The organism is Croceivirga thetidis (genome assembly GCF_012272815.1).
In the GTDB taxonomy this organism is placed as follows: Bacteria; Bacteroidota; Bacteroidia; order Flavobacteriales; family Flavobacteriaceae; genus Croceivirga; species Croceivirga thetidis.
In genome coordinates, this window is sequence record NZ_JAAWWL010000002.1 from 899,338 (window position 1) to 917,688 (window position 18,351).

An 18,351-nucleotide genomic window follows, 5' to 3' on the forward strand; every position below is an offset into this window, starting at 1 on the left:
TTTTCGTTTCAACATTCATTTCTATCTTTAGGCAAAATCCCTAAATATGCGTAAAACGCTTATTGCCATGTCAATACTTTCGTTGCTTTTTGCTTGTAAAAAGGTCACAAAAGAGGTTCCCAAAAACGATACTATTGTTGCTGAAAATGAAGAGGTTACCCCAAATAAAAACCCTTTTTATTGGGATGGTGCCAACATCTATTTTTTACTGACAGATCGCTTCAACAACGGTAATCCAAATAAGGACATAAATTTCAACAGAACAGATTCTACTGCTGTTCTTCGGGGTTTTGAAGGAGGTGACATCGTTGGTATTACACAAAAAATAGAAGAAGGATACTTTACAGATTTGGGAATAAATGCCATTTGGTTCACTCCTGTAGTGGAACAGATTCATGGTTCAACCAATGAAGGCACGGGCAATACCTACGGTTATCATGGTTATTGGACCAAAGATTGGACGAACATAGATCCTAACTTCGGAACGAAAAATGAGTTGCAAGAATTGGTTAAAACAGCTCACAAAAATGGAATTCGTGTGTTGCTGGATGTGGTTTTAAACCATACCGGACCGGTGACCGATGTAGATCCTGTTTGGCCCAGTGAATGGGTGCGAACAGATCCAAAATGCGATTTTACCAACTACGAGGGTACTACGGCATGTACCCTTGTTGAAAACCTTCCGGATATTTTAACCGAATCAGATGAAGAAGTGGAGTTGCCTGATGCGCTCTTGGCCAAATGGAAATCTGAAGGTAGGCTTAGTCAAGAACTGGACGAGCTGCAACGTTTCTTTGACCGAACCGGCTATCCGCGAGCGCCTCGTTTTTACATAATCAAATGGTTAACGGATTACATTCACGAGTTTGGTGTTGACGGTTTTCGGGTAGATACAGTAAAGCACGTAAACGAAAATGCCTGGGGTGAATTACGGAAAGAAGCAGACTACGCCTTCGCAATGTGGAAGCGTAAACACCCCAAAGATGTACTCGATGACCTACCGTTTTATATGGTTGGTGAAGTTTATAATTATGGTATTTCAGGAGGGCGTTTCTATGATTTTGGAGATAAGAAGGTAGACTATTATAATAATGGTTTCAGTAGCCTGATTAATTTCGAATTAAAGTATGATGCCAATAAGAGTTACGAAGAGGTTTTTAGGAAATACAGTTATTTGTTGGGTTCTAAATTATACGGCAAAAGCGTTCTTAATTATTTAACCTCGCATGATGATGGCTCCCCCTTTGACCCAGACAGAAGTCGTCCCATTAGAACAGCCAATATGTTATTGATGACACCAGGAGCTTCCCAAGTTTATTATGGTGATGAAACCATGCGCCCTTTGCAGATTGAAGGAACGGAAGGTGATGCCACGCTACGTTCATTTATGAATTGGGAGGATTTAGATAGCCTACCCAACGTCCAAAAAGTACACAAACACTGGCAGAAACTAGGACAGTTTCGAGCTAAGCATCCTGCTATAGGTGCCGGGAAACACAAAAAATTAGCCAACAAACCGTATGTGTTTTCCAGAACCTTTACCGATGGTGAATTCAGGGATAAAGTAGTTGTAGCTTTGGATTTACCTAAAGGAAAGAAATCCCTATGGGTCAAAGGCTTTTTTGGTGATGGCACCAGGCTTTTTGACGCCTATTCCCAGACTGAAGTCATAGTCAAAAATGGTCGAGTAGCACTGGATAATGAGTATGATACAGCGCTTTTAGAACTGGTGGAATAGGTATTGATTCATTTATTTTTGAGAATGCAAGGCCAACCGATTGCCTTCAGAATCAATAAATAGGCCCATAAAACCGTGCCCGGGTCCGATTTCTTTTTTTTGTTGCAATACTTTACCTCCAGCCGGTTCTACCCTATCCAACTGCACCTGTAGGTCTTCGCATGAAAAATAGACCAAAGTGCCTTTGTTTTCACTGGGAAAGTAAAAATCTTTGTGCTTGACCAAAGAACCCGTAGCACCCGATTTACCTTCAGCAAAAGGAAACCAGCCCATTACAAGTTCATTCATATCATGGACTTTGATATCAATTTCGAATACAGTATCATAAAATTTTTTAGCACGGTCCATATCCGTTACCGGAATCTCAAACCAGCCTACCATGTTATGCGCCATATAGCTATTTTTCCAGTAAAGTTTTCAAATCACCAAGTCCTTCCTCAAAATCTTTACCTATCATTTTATCCATACTCATAAAAAGCATCATGATGCTCATGGGAAATTTATTATAACCCTTAAACCCCCATGTTACCTTCGTTCCACCTTCTGAATCCTCCGTCATCATAAAGGCATCTGATGTTGACTTCCATGGTTTTAAAAAACGGAGTTCACTCTCAATACGTTCTCCGTCAACAATTTTTTTGATTTCCTGTTCGCCTTCTCCAACTTCTTTATTGCCTTTCCAGTGGCTAATGGCTCCAACTTCACCATCAGTTCCCGTAAAAGATTTTTCCATATTCGGGTCTCGTTTGCCCCATGGAGACCATTCATCTTGCTTTTTTAAAGATTTCAAGTATTCAAAAACCTCTTTTTTGGGCTTTGTTATTACGATTGAGCGGGAAACTTCATAGGTTTTGGGAGCTATCATTGCCAAAATTAAAACCAAGGCAACGATTCCGATTAAAATGTACAGAATCAGCATGTTAATATATTTATTGGTTGATTTTAAATGTACAAAATTCTTTAATCCGCCAGGTAACGTTCTATAATACCTTCCACATTTTTGATTGACTTTTTTGCCCAATCCAATCTTTTACGCAATATCTCATCTTCAGATAGGGTCCAATCAAAATTCGAATTCCGAAGTTTTTTAGAAAGTGTTTGAAGGATAATTGCGGCAGAAACAGAGACGTTTAAACTTTCAGAAAAGCCTATCATTGGTATATGAAGAAATCCATCGGCTTTGTCCAAAACTTCCTGGGATAGACCATGCCACTCCGTGCCAAAAAATAGCGCAGTCTTTGATGAAAACTCAAAACTGTCTAAGGTCACAGATTGCTCGTGAGGAGAAGTTGCGATAACTTGATAACCTCGGCTTTTTAATTCGTCAACACAAGTAGACGTTGATTGGTAACGATGAACATCTACCCACTTTTGTGCACCCATGGCTATATTTTTGTCCAAGCGTTCTTGATACCGCTCTTCAACCACATGAACTGATTGAATACCAAATGAGTCGCAGCTTCTAACGATGGCACTTGTATTATGTAATTGAAATACATCTTCAATCGCCACAGTTAAAAAATTTGTTCGTTCAGAAAGTATCTTTTCGAAACGCGCTTTACGCTCCGTGGTTAAAAATCCTTCTAAATATTCCAACAAATCAATATCGACCATAAAAAGCAAGATAACTAAAATGCTAAATTTGAATTGTTTCCTAAATGAAGGGAATTAAAATTGAACTTGAGATGAGAAAGAGAGCTGTAATTCTAACTGGAGCCGGAATGAGCGCCGAAAGTGGGCTTAAAACCTTTCGGGATGCCAATGGTCTTTGGGAAGGACATGACATAATGGAAGTGGCTTCCCCTCAAGGTTTTGCGAGAAATCCAGAGCTTGTTTTTGAATTTTACAACCAACGAAGACGACAGCTCCATTCAGTTGCTCCAAACGCTGGGCATAAGGCTTTGGTAGATTTAGAAAGAGAATTTGAGGTCAATATCGTTACGCAAAACGTGGATAATCTGCATGAAAAAGCAGGCAGTACGAATGTATTGCATTTACACGGGGAACTGTTCAAAGTGCGCAGCACTGAGAACGAGAACCTGATTTTGGATTGGACCAAAGATTTGAATCTTGGAGATGTGGATGAAAATGGAATCCAATTACGTCCACACATTGTTTGGTTTGGTGAAATGGTACCCATGCTGGAACCTGCAATAGAACTGATCATGAAAGCTGATGTTGTTCTAATTATCGGAACTTCTATGCAAGTCTACCCAGCTGCAAGTTTGGTGAACTATGCCAAACCCGGAATACCCATCTATTTTATCGACCCCAAACCCAGTGTTCACGAATCAGACTTTCAAAATCTAACCATCATACCTAAAACCGCAGCGATAGGTGTTCCAGAACTTGTTGCAGAACTACTTCAGAACTAAGTTCAATGACCGAAAAAGAACTGACTCAAATTTTGGATGCCGGCAGAATATCAATGGCGAAGCGTGATGAATTAGTTGAAGCCATCATTAAAAATTCAAGGCCTGTAGAAATGACCGGTCACCTACTTCATCTGGTTTTTGAAGAAGACAAAACGGATTTATGGCAAAGTAGTTGGGTATTTGATAACGTTATGCGTAAGAAACTATCCTTATTATTCCCACATATCGATACTTTTTGTGCCAGTTTGTCCTCTTTAAAATCGGAATCGGTCATAAGACCCATGGCACATACCTGCGAAATGTTGATACTAAAATATTTTAATAAAAAAGACCCCTCGGTTATTCAAACCTTAAAGCCAAATCATTTGGAACAAATAACCGAAGCCTGTTTTGATTGGCTTATTGGTCAACATAAAGTGGCCAGTAAGGTATTCGCCATGACCAGTCTTTTTTATCTCGGTGAAAAACTCGAATGGATTCGACCTGAATTGAAATTGGTGATTGAGCAGCAAATTACAGAGGGTTCGGCAGGCTTTAAAAGTAGAGGTTCTAAAACCCTTGCACTCCTAAACAATTTAGGGGTTTAACTTATCTTTGCAACTTCTAAAACCAACGCTAATGTCGCTTACTCCACTAAATGCCGTTTCGCCTATTGATGGCCGCTACAGAACTAAAATTGAAGCTTTAGGCAGCTTTTTTTCAGAGGAAGCCCTCATAAAATATCGGGTTTTAGTTGAGATTGAGTATTTCATTGCGCTTTGTGAGCTCCCATTACCCCAATTGGCTAGTTTTAAAGCTGTCGATTTTGATAAATTGAAAAAAATCTATCAAGATTTTTCAACTTCTGATGCAGCACAAATTAAAGAAATAGAGAAAACCACAAACCACGATGTAAAAGCGGTTGAGTATTTTATAAAAGACCATTTTGACAAATTAGGTTTTCAAGAATTCAAAGAATTCATTCACTTTGGTCTGACCTCACAAGACATTAATAATACGGCCATACCACTTTCAATAAAAGAGGCCATGAACGATGTCTATGTCCCTTTATATTTTAAGCTGTTTGATAAGCTTAAAAAACTATCTCTCGAGTGGAAAGGAATTCCAATGTTGGCCCGAACCCATGGACAACCGGCTTCACCAACGCGTTTAGGCAAGGAGTTTGAGGTATTTGTGGAGCGTCTTAAACAACAATTTGATTTGTTGAATGATATTCCTTCCGCAGCGAAGTTCGGCGGTGCTACGGGCAACTACAATGCGCATCAAGTTGCTTACCCAGGCGTGGATTGGAAAACCTTCGGAAAGGCCTTTGTACAATCAAAATTGGGGCTGCACCATTCTTTTCCAACCACTCAAATTGAGCATTACGATCATATGGCCGCTTTATTTGATTGCCTGAAACGAATCAATACGATTATCATTGATTTGAATCGAGATATTTGGACCTATATCTCTATGGACTATTTTAAGCAAAAAATAAAAGAAGGTGAAGTCGGTTCGTCTGCAATGCCCCACAAGGTAAATCCAATTGATTTTGAAAATTCTGAAGGTAATCTTGGTATGGCAAACGCCATTTTTGAACACCTTTCAGCCAAATTGCCGGTTTCACGATTACAACGCGACCTGACTGATAGTACCGTATTACGTAATGTTGGCGTACCCTTTGCACATACATTAATCGCCTTTAAATCAACCTTGAAAGGTCTTGATAAGTTGGTCTTGAACCAAGAGCGTTTTGACGCTGATTTAGAAAACAATTGGGCCGTGGTGGCTGAAGCCATTCAGACCATTTTAAGACGAGAAGGGTATCCTAACCCCTATGAAGCTTTAAAAGGACTGACCCGTACCAATAAAAAAATAGACCAGCAAAGCATCAAGGATTTCATTGAGACTTTAGATGTATCTGAAGCCATAAAGGACGAACTAAAGCAAATAACACCAGCGAATTATACCGGTATTTAATAGTACTGTTTTATAGGATTACAAGGTTGTATTTGCAACCAGTAAAAAAATAACCCCGGAAAATTCCGGGGTTTAGTAGTATTTAGTTCTTGTATACTTTTTTGACTTCCACCTCGTGTGGATAAGGAATTTCGATTCCAGCCTTGTCAAGGGCATTCTTGCATCCCTCATAGGTCGCAAAGTAAACGTCCCAATAATCTTCAGGTTTGCAAAAAGGTCGAACCGCAAAATTTACCGAACTATCGGCCAATTCCAACACATTAACTGATGGGGCGGGATTCTGTAAAACCTGTGGGTTGGAAGTAAGAACTTCTAGCAATACCTCCTTAACTTGTTTGATATCCTCTTCATACGCGACTCCGATTACGGTATCAACACGAATTTTTCCTTCGGCTGTATAATTAATAATATTACCATTGGCCATGGCACCGTTAGGTACTATTGCAAGTTTATTTTCAGGGGTGGTAAGCTTAGTGGTGAATATCTCTATTTCTTTCACAACACCCAAGACACCTTGAGCTTCGACCAAATCGCCAATTCTATAAGGTTTAAAAATCATGATAAGCACTCCGCCTGCAAAATTTGAAAGAGATCCTTGTAATGCAAGCCCGACTGCTAAACCAGCAGCAGCTATTACTGCAGCAAAAGTCGTAACGTCTACGCCGAGTTGAGAAATCACCAATAAGATTAAAAAGACCTTAAGTGTCCAAGAAAGTAAGTTTAAAAGGAATTTTTGCAGTGATTCGTCATATTTACTTTTGGCCATTACCTTACGCAATGCCCCAACGATTTTTTTGACTATCCATGAACCAACAATGTATATCAGTATTGCTGTCAGCAATTTTGGCCCAAATTCTTTTGCAAGATCTAATCCGTAATTAATCCACTCTTGTGCTTTTTCCATAATTATTAGGTTTTTAGTGTTCTTGTTTTAAGAAACTAAAAATAGAGAGAAGTCACTATGTTTCATAAAAAAATCCTGTGTCGCTAGGATACAGGATTTAAAATTTACTACTGAACTTGATTTAACCTTTTAAGAACTTTCCTATTTCACCAAGTCCCTCCCCTTCATAGTCAGATTTCTTTATTGCTTCCATTAGGTGCATTACATGGGCTGGATTCATGTCTTTACCCAAGACCCTGATTACTGCAAAACCTTGTTCTTTGTTATCGCCATATATAATTACCTCATCAATGGCGTCATCATCTCCCAAATACTTAATGACCCCTTTGCCATAAGTTGAATTGATTTTCATTAAGTCAACAAATTCCTCGTCTTTAAGAATTTCTTTAACCTTAGCTTTTTCCAATTTATATTCTTCGCTATTATCAGCTGTTTTTCGAAAAGCCAACATGTTGAACTTGCGAAGCGACTCTACAGCTTCTTTCTGAATATCGCTAAGCTCCACCTCGTCCATCTTTAAAATACTTGCTGGTATATCCAATGAAATAAAATTTGGATTCTCTTGATTGTCAACATAGTATTCCTGCAGTGATTGCTGAGAAGCACAAGAAGCCAACAACAATGGAATACAAACAAAAAGTGATTTAATTAGTGATTTCATAAGTTCTTATTTTTTTCCTTTTTCAGCTTTTTCCAATTCCTTGGGTAAATTCATTTTATTTACCAAGGTTCCAATCTTTGCCAATTCGATTTCTCCAGTCATTGAAACCAACACGGATTCAAAACCAGTATCGTCTTCATCCATACCTTTCACGAACATTAAAAGTTCATTTACAATTTCGTCATTTTTAGTGCTTTTTACATAAAAATCGACTTTGTTGTCTTTCTCCTTCACCTGCATCAAAAGCTCAAGGTTTTCTTTTCTAAGGTATTTTTTTACCGTCTCTGACATTTCTTTTGACGCTGATGGCTTATCGGTAATGAAAACCCGAATCTCATCAATATTTTCAGCCATTTCAATAAACTCCTTGGCTTCTTCGTCCTTATCATTTGCCGAGATATTGGCTACCATACCCAACAAACTTTTATTGATGACTACAGCCCCTACATCATCTGAATCTAAATATTTGTCAAATGCTGATTGCGCCATAAGACCAAATGGCATAACCAAAAATGCGATTACTACTACTATTTTTTTCATGTTCGTTTTATTTGAATGATTTTGATTTTAATAGCTAAATGGACGATAGAAAAACCATCGCCCATTCTGCAAAATTCATGTGATTTATTTCCCTTTCTTCCCTGCCTTATTCAACTCGTCTGGAAGATTCATTTTTTTTGTTAGGGAGTTGATTTTGTTCAAGTCGATGTCACCCGTGAGGGTCAATAAGACGGTTTCGATTTTTCGATCGTTCATCTCTACATTCTGAACCCCAGTCATGAACATCAATAATTCACGAACATGGTCATCGTCCTTACCCTCTCGAATATAAAATTTAACGTTAGCGTCTTTATCTTTCACGCGCATCAACTCACTAAGTTGAGAACTACCCAAGTACTTATCAACAGCAGCCTTCATTTCTGCTGAAATACCTTTGTCTTCAGTGGTAAAAACCTTCATTCCTGACAAACTCGTCGCGATATCCATAAAATCTTGACCGTCTGGGTCATCTACATCTATGTCAAACTTTGCCAAAAGTTCAAAGGCCTTTTTAGAGACAACTACTGAGGTTACCTCATCATAATCTTCAAACTTGTCAAAGACCGATTGTGAAAACCCAAATAAGGGCATTATGGCCAGTGCAAATACTACTATGCTCTTTTTCATCTGTTTAAAATTAATTTTCATTGTAAATTTTTTGTTTAACGACTTCAAATTCATTGAGATACCCAATTTTTTCCGTACCTCGATTAAAATTTTCGGCCAAGAGGTTTAATGCCTCTCTGGTTTCTTGGTACGCAATTTCTGCTTGTCTGCGTTCCCAATATTGATTACCGAAATAAATTCCAAAGATTAGCACTATAGATGCTGCCAAGGATAGCCTTCTAAAATTCACTTTTCTTCTAGGTGTTAATGGCTCCTGCGATGAATACCGCTCTTCTTTGGCTACAGAAAAGTAATGGAACATCGGACGGTATTGTTCTAAATGTGAAGCCACATTATCAGTGGCAAAATAAGCCCTAAGTTCTTGCTCTTCAGCTTCTGATGTAGTCGCTTCAAAGTACTTTTCCAATAGTTTTTCTATGTAATTATGCAATTCCATATGTATGCTTTTCTAGTAGTTTTTCTCTTACTGTTTTTCTAGCCCTTGATAAGGTTACCCTAATCGCTGTAGGCTTCATGTCCAACATTTCTCCAATTTCTTCATAGTCGTAATCCTCAATGTCCCTAAGCTGCAAGACCATTTTTTGTTGTTCGGGCAATTCATCCATAATTTTCTCTACCCAATTAACACTATCTTGAGCCTCAATCTTTTTCTGAACCGAAGTGCTTTCATCACGATAGTTACTATGTACTAACTTCAGGTTACCTGCTTGCTTCGATTTTAGACGGTCAAGACAAAAATTCTTTGTCATTGTCATCGCAAAGGCCTCAATACTTCTGTATTTGGAAATACTTTCATTGTTCGACCATAATTTCAATAAAACCTCTTGTACGGCGTCTTCAGCTTCTTCTCGCGATACCAATAACCTTTTGGCCATTCTGTAAAGCTTGTCCCTAAAGGGCATTACAAGATTTATAAATTCGTTCTGTTGCATTTTTTGATTGGTTCAACAAATCAACTTTTTAGCTGCTGTTATTAGGATGACGACATACATCGAAAATTGTTACACAAAGATTTTTATTTAGTTGGAATGTAAGTATTTTAGGGTTTTTTAAACTAAAGTTGTTCCAGTATAAACATATTGGAACGGTTCTTGACCCCAATAGAAAAAAATACTTGCAATGAAAAAATTATTCTATCTCCTTTTTGGTTCACTATTATTTTTGGCATCATGCAACAATGATGATGACGGCTTAAATATCGACGGCAACCCTGACCCAACAAATACTGATGTCACCGTTCAGAATTTTATCTGGCAAGCGATGAACTTGTGGTATTTCTGGCAGCAAGACGTTCCGGATTTAGCGGATAACAGATTTAGTACCGATGAAGAGTATACGACGTTCCTAGCTGGAACTTCTGACCCAGAAGATTTCATTCAAAGTATCCTTTTTCAAGAGGATAGGTTTACATTCTACAATTCAGATTATACCACTTTGGTTAATAATTTAAATGGGGTCTCAAAAAGTAATGGTCTAGAATTCTCGCTAAGGTTTACGGATGCTTCGCAAAACGAAATAGTGGGTATTGTTGAATATATAGTTGAAGGTTCTGATGCAGCCACCAAGGCAATACAACGTGGTGATATTTTCACTCGCGCCGAAGGGCAGGTTTTAACCATCAATAATTATATCGATTTGCTGTTCGAAGGTACCGACACCTATACCCTAACCTTGGCTGAATTTCAAAATGGAACCCTGGTTGAAACCGGTGAAGAGGTTACCTTAACAAAATTCGAAGGTTTGGAAGAGAATCCTATTTTGATAGCGGATACCTTTGATGTTAATGGAACTACAGTTGCCTATTTAATGTATAATCGTTTTAATCGAAACTTCAATTCAGAATTGAATGATGCTTTTGGCCAGTTTATAGCCGCTGGTGCTACCGAATTAATCGTAGATTTTAGATACAACCCTGGTGGATCGGTCAATACTTCAAGACTTCTTGCTAGTATGATTTATGGTACGAACACAAACGAACTATACATCAGACAACGATGGAATGATAAATTGCAAGAAGCATTTGAAGGCAATCTTGAAGATTTCTTTGCAAATAATGTTAACGGTCAAACCTTAAACTCAATGAATCTTTCTAAAGTCTATGTTATTACATCGAGCGGCACGGCTTCTGCAAGTGAATTGGTAATAAACGGTTTAGAACCTTATATAGATGTAGTTATTGTTGGTGAAACTACAAGGGGTAAAAACGAATTCTCGATAACATTGGTTGACGATCCAGAGAGAGAAGGTTCACCTTTTGTATATACAAGTTCGAGAGAAGACCAAATAAATCCTGATAACAGCTGGGCAATACAACCCTTAGTTGGTAGAAATGAAAATGCAGATGGGTTTTCGGATTACACGAATGGAATACAACCAGACATCGTACTGGAAGAGGACATTACAAACCTAGGTGTACTTGGTGATCCAACAGAACCATTATTAGCGCGTGCATTACAAGAATTTGATGGTGGTCTTGATAGTAAACAGAATTTTGAAGTTAAAGTATCCTCACGCTTTTTTACCTCTTCGAAAATGGAAGGCCCGTTGAAGGATAATATGTTCTACGATATTCCGAAAGCATTTTTTGAATAAATGAAAAGGGCCGCTAGTAGCGGCCCTTTTTTATAGATTAAGGTTGAGTCCAAAGTTGAAGTTTCGACCTCTTGTTGAATATCCTATTATCTCTTCATACGCAGTGTCAAATATATTGGTGACACCAGCAAATACTTTCAATTTTTTATTCTTGAATTCATGTGAAACATTTAAGTCCCATAATGAGTACGGATCAAGCACAACATCTTGAAAAGTGCTAAAATCGGTATCCATTCGGCTACCTACGTATTGATAGTTCAAAAGAACCATCGTTGATTTCAAGGCTTGAAAGGAAATATTGGCATTAGCTCTGTGCTTTGGTAAACGCACCCTATACCCCTCTTTGAATTCACTGAATGAATAATTGGCTTGCACAGTTAATCCTTCAAAAAACTGTGACGACAATTCTACTTCAGCACCCTGAATTTTCGCATCTTCTTCTGCATTTAAATATTGTGAGATAAAATTAACCGGGTCTACTAATGTGAATAAAACCGTATTTTCTTCATTTCTGTTAAAATAAAGGGCACTGAATCGAATTTTAGATCCCAAATTCCACTCAAATCCGGTTTCAAGCGTACTATTTTCCTCAGGCTCCAATTGGGGATTGCCGAATGTATTATCAAACAATTGAAATAAACTCGGAGCAATAAATGAGGTACTATAAGAACCAAAAAACTTCCCATATCCAGACCCTAACTGAAAAGTATAAGATGGATTGAAATTGTAAATAAACTGACTGCCGTATTCACTATGATTGTTCAAGCGCCCGCCAAGGTTTAGGTTCAAACCAAAATCGGTGATATAGACCATGTTGGCATATGGATCATTAGTGGTAAATGTCACCTCTTCAGAAAAATCAGTTTTACTGTTCTGATGGTTGAATCCAATAATTGTGTAAAACTTATCATTAAAAACATACTTGTTAAAAGCGTCTACAACGACCCCACTCGATTCAAACGAAGAAGGAAAATCAGAAACGGTTTCGCGTTTTATATTCAAATAACCTGCATTTATCTTGAAGCTTCCATTTTTATAGGTGAACTCTGGCGAGATAGCTACTCTCTTTTGATTTGAAGTTGACCTATCGTCCGTATCTGAAAAAAGAAACAATGGTGCCGGAAATCCGTCAATCGCCGTATTGAATTTACTTTGACTACCAAGAACATCAATTTTAAAATTCTCAGAAAATTGGTAGCCTAGTTTTACATCTGTAGTAATTCTAGAAAATGGGTCATTTTCTGAATTCTCGCCTGAAGCTGCTGACATACCATCGGCATATTGGCTTGCAAAGTTCACTACATAAGAGAATCGATTAACCGTTCCATTTAGGGAAACTGAATTTGTAAAGTTTGCAAGCGGTTTATTTTCCTGGTTCTGAACTGCATTGGTACTAAAGAAAGTGCTGGCCGATAACCTAATTCCATCTTTAGCTGCTTGCTTAGTAGCTATGTTGATAACTGCAGTAGCTGCAGAATTTCCATACAACGTACTCGCCGCGCCTTTAATGATTTCAATTGATTCAATGGTATTGATATCAAGTAACCGCAAATCAAAATCATTCGAAATTTGTGAGGGGTCATTGACTTGAATACCATCGATGAGCACTAATACCTGACGATTATTTCCCCCTCTAATAAAATAACCTAAGTTCTGACCTGCAACACTACGTGAACCGTTGATTTCTATACCACTTTTGGTATTTATGATATCAGCCACAGTCCTACCAATATTTTGCTGTAGTTCTTCACTGGTAATTTTGATGACGGTCTTACCAGAATTTTCGCGTTTTAATTGAAATCGCGAATCACTAAGTACGACTTCTTCAAGATTTTGAACTTGAATGGAGTCTTGTTGTGCAAAGCAATAAAGATTGCAAAGCAGCAGTACCAAAGGCACCAAAAAAGATTTTCTCATTAAAAATTAGTTGCTCGGAAAAGCCATATGTCTATCATATGCAAACTTCTATCCCGAAAGTTTAACACTGTTGTTTGAATGTGGCAGGTCTCCTGACTTTTCAACTTTTCTTTGTCTTCCCACGAATATGCAGTGACGTTGCAGCAAGAAAAGTCCCCTTTTTAAGAGGTACCAACAGAAGTCGGTATGAATTTACAGTTGCGGGAACAGTTCCAGATTTACACTGGATTCCCTTTTAATTCCATGAACAAAATCATGAAAACCAAATTCGGGGCGAAGCTACTCTTTTTGTTTAACTTTTGAAGCTTTTCTAAATAATTTACTTTTGAAGATGCCAAAAAATATTATACCAGTTTTTGCTTTCCTTTTTATCCTCCTGGGCTGCAAAAGAGAGGTCTCGAAGAACGAACAAGAAAATCCATCGGATACTTATACGATAGAATTCGCCAAAGGTTTTTCAGTTAAACAATTTGATAGCTATACGGTTATTGAAGTTTTAGAACCTTGGCCTAATTCCGATAAGACCTTAAAGTATCTGGTGGTTGAAAAAGAAAAATTAGCTGCATTAAGCTTTCCAAAAGATGCCTACGATGCCATTGTTACAACACCGATTTCTAAATTGGTGGTTACCTCAACGACCCATATTCCTGCCTTGGAATCCTTAGAATCGTTAGACAAATTGGTTGGTTTTCCGAATACCCAATACATCTCCTCCCTTCCAGCGCGTAAAGGAATCAAAGAAGGAAGAATCAAAGATTTGGGGCAAAATGAAAATTTGAATACGGAAATGACCTTGGCACTCCAACCTGATTTGGTTGTTGGTTTTGCGATTACAAATGAAAACCAAAGCTATGATGTACTTAAAAGGGCAAATATCCCTGTCGTTTTTAATGGCGATTGGGTAGAACGGACACCTTTGGGTAAAGCTGAATGGATTAAATTTTTTGGGGTTTTATTGAATAAGGAAAAAGAAGCAAGCGAGCTTTTTGAAACTATAAAAAGTGATTATCAGAACGCAAAAAGTCTAGCGTCACAAGCCACATCCAAGCCGAAAATTTTGAGTGGTGCCTTATACAAAGATGTCTGGTATGCTCCGGCAGGTGGTAGCTGGGCTGCCAGGTTTTTGAAGGATGCAAACACCGAATACCTTTATGAGTCAAGCGAAGGTGCTGGTAGCCTTTCATTAAGCTTAGAGACCGTTTTGGAAAATTCCGACGAAGCTGAAATATGGATTTCCCCCTCTCAGTTCACAAGCTACAATGAAATGGAAAATAGCAACGAACATTATACCCAATTTAGACCGTTCAAAAACAAAACCATCTTCACCTTTGCGGCCACCAAAGGACCCACTGGGGGTTTGCTATACTATGAATTGGCACCACAAAGGCCTGATTTGGTTTTAAAGGATTTGGTAAAAATCACCCATCCTGAATTACTTCCAGACTACAGTCCTTTCTTTTTTACACCTTTGCAATAATGCAAAGAAGGCTGTCTTTCGGAATTCTAACCACATTTCTGGTTTTGGCTTTGCTGAGCTGTTTGCTGGTGAACCTTTCATTAGGCTCTGTAACCATTCCTTTTAAAGAGACCATAAGCATACTTACCGGTGGGAATTCACTTAATGAATCATGGAATTACATCATATTAAACTATCGCTTACCTAAGGCGATTACCGCTATTCTAGTTGGCGGTGGGTTATCGGTTAGTGGTTTATTAATGCAAACACTATTTAGAAATCCGTTGGCAGGACCATTTGTTCTAGGCATTAGTTCAGGTGCCAGTTTGGGGGCTGCCCTTTTATTGATGGGTTCATCGTTTTTGGGTCTTGCCTTTATCGGTGATATATCATTGGTCATGGCGGCAAGTATTGGTGGTTTTCTGGTTTTGCTCATTGTGTTGGTAGTTGCTAACCGCGTTAGGGATACCATGGCCACCTTGATTATTGGTTTGATGTTTGGAAGTATTACTGCGGCTGTGGTAAGCCTATTGGCTTATTTTTCAGAAGCCGAACAACTACAACGTTTCATTTTTTGGTCGTACGGAAGCGTTGGAAACCTTTCTTGGAATCAAATTGGTTTACTCACCTTAATCATTTGTTTCGGATTGGTGGTAAGTCTTTTGAGTACTAAGGATTTGAATTCGCTATTACTAGGAGAACGCTACGCCCAAAGTCTTGGGGTCTCGTTGAAAAAAACAAAATACCTAATAATCATTGCCACAGGATTATTAGCTGGTAGTATAACGGCTTATGCCGGACCCATTGCTTTCATAGGCCTTGCGGTACCCCATTTGACCCGTCAAATTTTTGACACAACAAACCACAAAATCTTATTACCGACCGTGTTTTTGTATGGAGCCATTTTGCTTTTGATTTGTGATACCATTGCCCAACTACCTACTTCTGATAGTGTATTACCCATCAACGCCATTACCTCTTTGGTTGGAGCTCCGGTGGTAATATGGTTATTGGTACGAAAACGAAAAATGCTATTTTGAGCCAATTACTGCACATAGAGAATCTTAGTGTCGGTTATAAAAATAAAGCTATAATCGAGGCTGTTGAATTTCAACTTAATAAAGGTGAAATCTGTGCCATAGTCGGGGTGAATGGCATTGGTAAATCAACCTTATTACGCACTCTTGGCAAATTACAGCCAAAGATTAACGGGAGTATACAAATTGAAAATCGAGAACTGGAAGCTTATTCCCCTATTGATTTAGCAAAGCAAATCGCTTTAGTGCTAACAGATTCCATCGCTTCTAAAAATTTAAGGGTAAAAGAACTACTGGCTCTTGGTAGACAACCACATACGAATTGGATTGGAACGCTCTTAAAAGAAGACCAGGAAATTATACGGGAAACACTTCAAAATTTTCAGCTTGAAAACCTGAAAGACAAAAAATGTCATGAATTGAGTGATGGGCAATTACAGCGTGTATTAATTGCCCGAGCAATGGTGCAAGACACGCCTTTGATACTGTTAGATGAACCTACCACCCATTTAGACCTTTCCCATAAAGTTGGCATTTTTAAGTTACTTAAAGACTTGGCACACGTGCATAAAAGAACGGTTTTGTTGACTACGCACGAAATAGAATTGGCAATACAACTTGCAGATAAGATGTTGGTGTTAAATGGAAAGGAGAATCCTTTTGGAACACCCCAAGACCTAATTTCAAAGGGCTATTTTGATGAACTCTTTCCGAAAGATGTCGTACAATTTGACGCAAAGACAGGCACCTTTAGAGTAAAGAATTGATTAGAACTGGAAAGACAATTCGACTATCTTTACGTTTAGAATACACTTTATGAGCGCTGAATTAATTTATGTCTTCGTAGGATTGGGTTGCCTGGCAATTGGCACATTCTTAGGAATGTATATCCAGAAATTAAAAACGAAATCGAATGAAAGTGTTTGGATAGAACGTGAAAGTCAACTGAACCAATCCATGTCCTCACTGCGTGATAGCTTGAGCACAGAAACAGAGGACAAAAAGCAGCTGCAACAGGAAAAAGAACAATTGGGCAATCAAATTGTTCGTTACCAAGCAGATCTAGAAAACCTACAACGCCTTAATTCAGAACAAAAAGAAGAAGTTGAAAAGCTTCAAGAAAAATTCACCAAAGAGTTCGAAAATCTTGCAAACAAGATTTTGGATGAGAAAAGCGAAAAATTCACCAAGCAAAATAAGGTGAACATAGAAAATATACTGACCCCGCTCGATAAAAAAATAAAAGAGTTTGAAAAGAAGGTCGAAGAAAATCAAAAACAAAGTTTTGGTATCAATGCCGCTTTGAAAGAACAACTTCGATTGCTACAAGAACAAAACCTCAAGATTACCAAAGAAGCTGAAAACTTGACCAAAGCGTTGAAAGGCGACAGTAAGATGCAGGGTAATTGGGGCGAATTGGTACTTGAACGGGTCTTGGAAAAATCCGGTCTTGAAAAAGATCGCGAATACAGTGTGCAGCAAAGCTTTAAATTGGAAGATGGGTCTCGCGTAATGCCCGATGTTATCATTCATCTACCAGATGGCAAAAAAATGGTTGTCGATTCAAAAGTTAGCTTAACAGATTATGAGCGGTATACCAATGCCAAAGATGAAGACAAACCAAAATATCTGAAAGACCACATAAACTCCCTCAAAAAACATGTCGAGCAACTTTCTGCCAAGAAATATGAGGATTTGTATGAAATGGAAAGCCCCGATTTTGTTTTGTTATTCGTGCCTATAGAGCCTGCTTTCGCCATCGCCATTAATGAAGACAATGCGATTTACAACAAAGCCTTTGAACAAAATATTGTAATCGTTACCCCTTCAACGTTACTGGCTACCCTTCGCACCATTGATACGATGTGGAGCAATGAGAAACAACAACGCAACGCCATTGAAATTGCAAGACAAGCAGGAGCGCTTTACGACAAGTTTGAAGGTTTCGTTACTGATTTAACCAAGGTCGGCAAAAAAATGGATGAGGCTAAAACGGAATATCGCGGTGCCATGAACAAATTAGTTGAAGGGCGTGGTAATATCGTAACCAGTATCCAAAAATTGAAGAAAATGGGTGCTAAAGCAAAGAAGTCAATTCCAGAACCCATTTTGAAAAGAGCTGAAGAAGATGATGATTTGGAGTTGACGCAAGAACAATCAAAACTTAAGCTCTAAATGAAAAAAATATTCCTTTTAATCTTCGCCTTTTTCGTTTTAGGCCTAGCTGGCTATTTTGCATTCATCTATTATGTACCATTCAGTGAAGGGTATCGGTCTGGTGAACTCATTAAATTCAGTAACAAAGGTGTCTTGGTAAAAACTTGGGAAGGTGAAATCAGTCAAGGAATTTCAGGGGCGCAGATTTTTACATTTTCGGTGGAGGATGGTGAGCAAGAGGTCATCAAAAAATTAATCGAACTACAGGGTAAATACGTAAAATTGACCTACAAGGAACGTTATGCCACCTTTTTTTGGTTGGGCGATACAAAGTACTTTATTCAAGAAGTAGTCGAAGAAGAATCACCACATTTTGGCAATTAAG

The 18,351-nt window shown here is 38.3% G+C and carries 20 protein-coding genes and 1 riboswitch; of the genes, 10 read left to right on the top strand and 10 right to left on the bottom strand.

From position 1 onward, the window contains the following. Positions 1-46 precede the first annotated feature (46 nt). Positions 47-1,738 (top strand): alpha-amylase family glycosyl hydrolase, encoded by a 1,692-nt coding sequence (locus tag HCU67_RS11720; protein ID WP_168552803.1) that lies wholly within the window; start codon positions 47-49, stop codon positions 1,736-1,738. 12 nt (positions 1,739-1,750) lie between these two features. Here the strand turns inward: HCU67_RS11720 and HCU67_RS11725 are convergent, their stop codons facing one another. Genes HCU67_RS11725 through HCU67_RS11735 form a run of 3 tightly spaced genes read right to left on the bottom strand, consistent with a single transcriptional unit; the run spans position 1,751 to position 3,352 of the window. Continuing rightward, positions 1,751-2,131 carry a VOC family protein gene (locus HCU67_RS11725; protein WP_168552804.1) on the bottom strand — a complete coding sequence of 127 codons (381 nt, stop codon included), beginning with the start codon at positions 2,129-2,131 and terminating at the stop codon, positions 1,751-1,753. A 4-nt stretch (positions 2,132-2,135) separates the two neighbouring features. Next, the gene (locus HCU67_RS11730) at positions 2,136-2,657 is read right to left on the bottom strand and encodes an SRPBCC family protein (protein WP_168552805.1); all 522 of its coding nucleotides are present in this window, start codon (positions 2,655-2,657) and stop codon (positions 2,136-2,138) included. A gap of 41 nt (positions 2,658-2,698) precedes the next feature. Then, on the bottom strand, positions 2,699-3,352 hold the full coding sequence (locus HCU67_RS11735) for a TrmH family RNA methyltransferase (RefSeq protein WP_168552806.1): 654 nt from the start codon (positions 3,350-3,352) through the stop codon (positions 2,699-2,701). 44 nt (positions 3,353-3,396) lie between these two features. On the opposite strand from HCU67_RS11735, the gene HCU67_RS11740 reads away from it, so the two are divergent. The 3 genes from HCU67_RS11740 to purB are packed head-to-tail and all read left to right on the top strand — an operon-like array spanning position 3,397 to position 6,075. After that, positions 3,397-4,113, top strand: coding sequence for an SIR2 family NAD-dependent protein deacylase (locus HCU67_RS11740; RefSeq protein ID WP_246865771.1), 717 nt, complete (start codon positions 3,397-3,399; stop codon positions 4,111-4,113). A gap of 5 nt (positions 4,114-4,118) precedes the next feature. Further along, a complete protein-coding gene (locus tag HCU67_RS11745) occupies positions 4,119-4,700 on the top strand; it encodes an adenylosuccinate lyase (RefSeq protein WP_168552807.1) in 582 nt (193 codons plus the stop codon). A gap of 31 nt (positions 4,701-4,731) precedes the next feature. Beyond that, positions 4,732-6,075, top strand: coding sequence for an adenylosuccinate lyase (gene purB / locus HCU67_RS11750; protein WP_168552808.1), 1,344 nt, complete (start codon positions 4,732-4,734; stop codon positions 6,073-6,075). A gap of 82 nt (positions 6,076-6,157) precedes the next feature. On the opposite strand, the gene HCU67_RS11755 is transcribed toward purB, so the two are convergent. The 6 genes from HCU67_RS11755 to HCU67_RS11780 form a co-directional block, all read right to left on the bottom strand. After that, the gene (locus HCU67_RS11755; protein WP_168552809.1) at positions 6,158-6,979 is read right to left on the bottom strand and encodes a mechanosensitive ion channel family protein; all 822 of its coding nucleotides are present in this window, start codon (positions 6,977-6,979) and stop codon (positions 6,158-6,160) included. 121 nt (positions 6,980-7,100) lie between these two features. After that, on the bottom strand, positions 7,101-7,640 hold the full coding sequence (locus HCU67_RS11760) for a DUF4252 domain-containing protein (protein WP_168552810.1): 540 nt from the start codon (positions 7,638-7,640) through the stop codon (positions 7,101-7,103). Between the two features lie 6 nt (positions 7,641-7,646). Continuing rightward, entirely contained in the window at positions 7,647-8,180 is a 534-nt protein-coding gene (locus HCU67_RS11765) for a DUF4252 domain-containing protein (protein ID WP_168552811.1), read from the bottom strand. An 84-nt stretch (positions 8,181-8,264) separates the two neighbouring features. Then, the gene (locus tag HCU67_RS11770) at positions 8,265-8,807 is read right to left on the bottom strand and encodes a DUF4252 domain-containing protein (protein WP_168552812.1); all 543 of its coding nucleotides are present in this window, start codon (positions 8,805-8,807) and stop codon (positions 8,265-8,267) included. Positions 8,808-8,817: 10 nt separating this feature from the next. Then, entirely contained in the window at positions 8,818-9,243 is a 426-nt protein-coding gene (locus tag HCU67_RS11775; RefSeq protein ID WP_168552813.1) for a hypothetical protein, read from the bottom strand. Next, positions 9,230-9,739 carry an RNA polymerase sigma factor gene (locus HCU67_RS11780; RefSeq protein WP_168552814.1) on the bottom strand — a complete coding sequence of 170 codons (510 nt, stop codon included), beginning with the start codon at positions 9,737-9,739 and terminating at the stop codon, positions 9,230-9,232. The genes HCU67_RS11775 and HCU67_RS11780 overlap by 14 nt, the downstream gene beginning before the upstream one ends. Positions 9,740-9,926: 187 nt before the next feature. Here HCU67_RS11780 and HCU67_RS11785 point away from each other — a divergent pair, with 187 nt between their 5' ends. Next, positions 9,927-11,399 carry a S41 family peptidase gene (locus HCU67_RS11785; protein WP_168552815.1) on the top strand — a complete coding sequence of 491 codons (1,473 nt, stop codon included), beginning with the start codon at positions 9,927-9,929 and terminating at the stop codon, positions 11,397-11,399. 30 nt (positions 11,400-11,429) lie between these two features. Here HCU67_RS11785 and HCU67_RS11790 read toward each other — a convergent pair whose 3' ends face one another. Then, complete coding sequence (locus HCU67_RS11790; protein ID WP_168552816.1) at positions 11,430-13,316, bottom strand: TonB-dependent receptor plug domain-containing protein; 1,887 nt, start codon at positions 13,314-13,316, stop codon at positions 11,430-11,432. Between the two features lie 65 nt (positions 13,317-13,381). After that, a riboswitch (cobalamin riboswitch) is annotated at positions 13,382-13,598 on the bottom strand. Between the two features lie 49 nt (positions 13,599-13,647). Between HCU67_RS11790 and HCU67_RS11795 the strand changes: the two genes are divergently transcribed. From HCU67_RS11795 to HCU67_RS11815, 5 genes are read left to right on the top strand one after another with little or no spacing between them, the layout of a single operon-like run. Next, entirely contained in the window at positions 13,648-14,793 is a 1,146-nt protein-coding gene (locus tag HCU67_RS11795) for an ABC transporter substrate-binding protein (protein ID WP_168552817.1), read from the top strand. After that, on the top strand, positions 14,793-15,812 hold the full coding sequence (locus tag HCU67_RS11800; protein ID WP_168552818.1) for a FecCD family ABC transporter permease: 1,020 nt from the start codon (positions 14,793-14,795) through the stop codon (positions 15,810-15,812). The genes HCU67_RS11795 and HCU67_RS11800 overlap by 1 nt, the downstream gene beginning before the upstream one ends. Next, positions 15,809-16,576 (top strand): ABC transporter ATP-binding protein, encoded by a 768-nt coding sequence (locus HCU67_RS11805; protein WP_246865772.1) that lies wholly within the window; start codon positions 15,809-15,811, stop codon positions 16,574-16,576. The genes HCU67_RS11800 and HCU67_RS11805 overlap by 4 nt, the downstream gene beginning before the upstream one ends. A gap of 49 nt (positions 16,577-16,625) precedes the next feature. Beyond that, positions 16,626-17,984, top strand: a complete 1,359-nt coding sequence (locus tag HCU67_RS11810) for a DNA recombination protein RmuC (protein ID WP_168552820.1) — start codon at positions 16,626-16,628, stop codon at positions 17,982-17,984. Next, a complete protein-coding gene (locus HCU67_RS11815; protein ID WP_168552821.1) occupies positions 17,985-18,350 on the top strand; it encodes a 6-phosphogluconate dehydrogenase in 366 nt (121 codons plus the stop codon). Position 18,351: the final 1 nt, after the last annotated feature.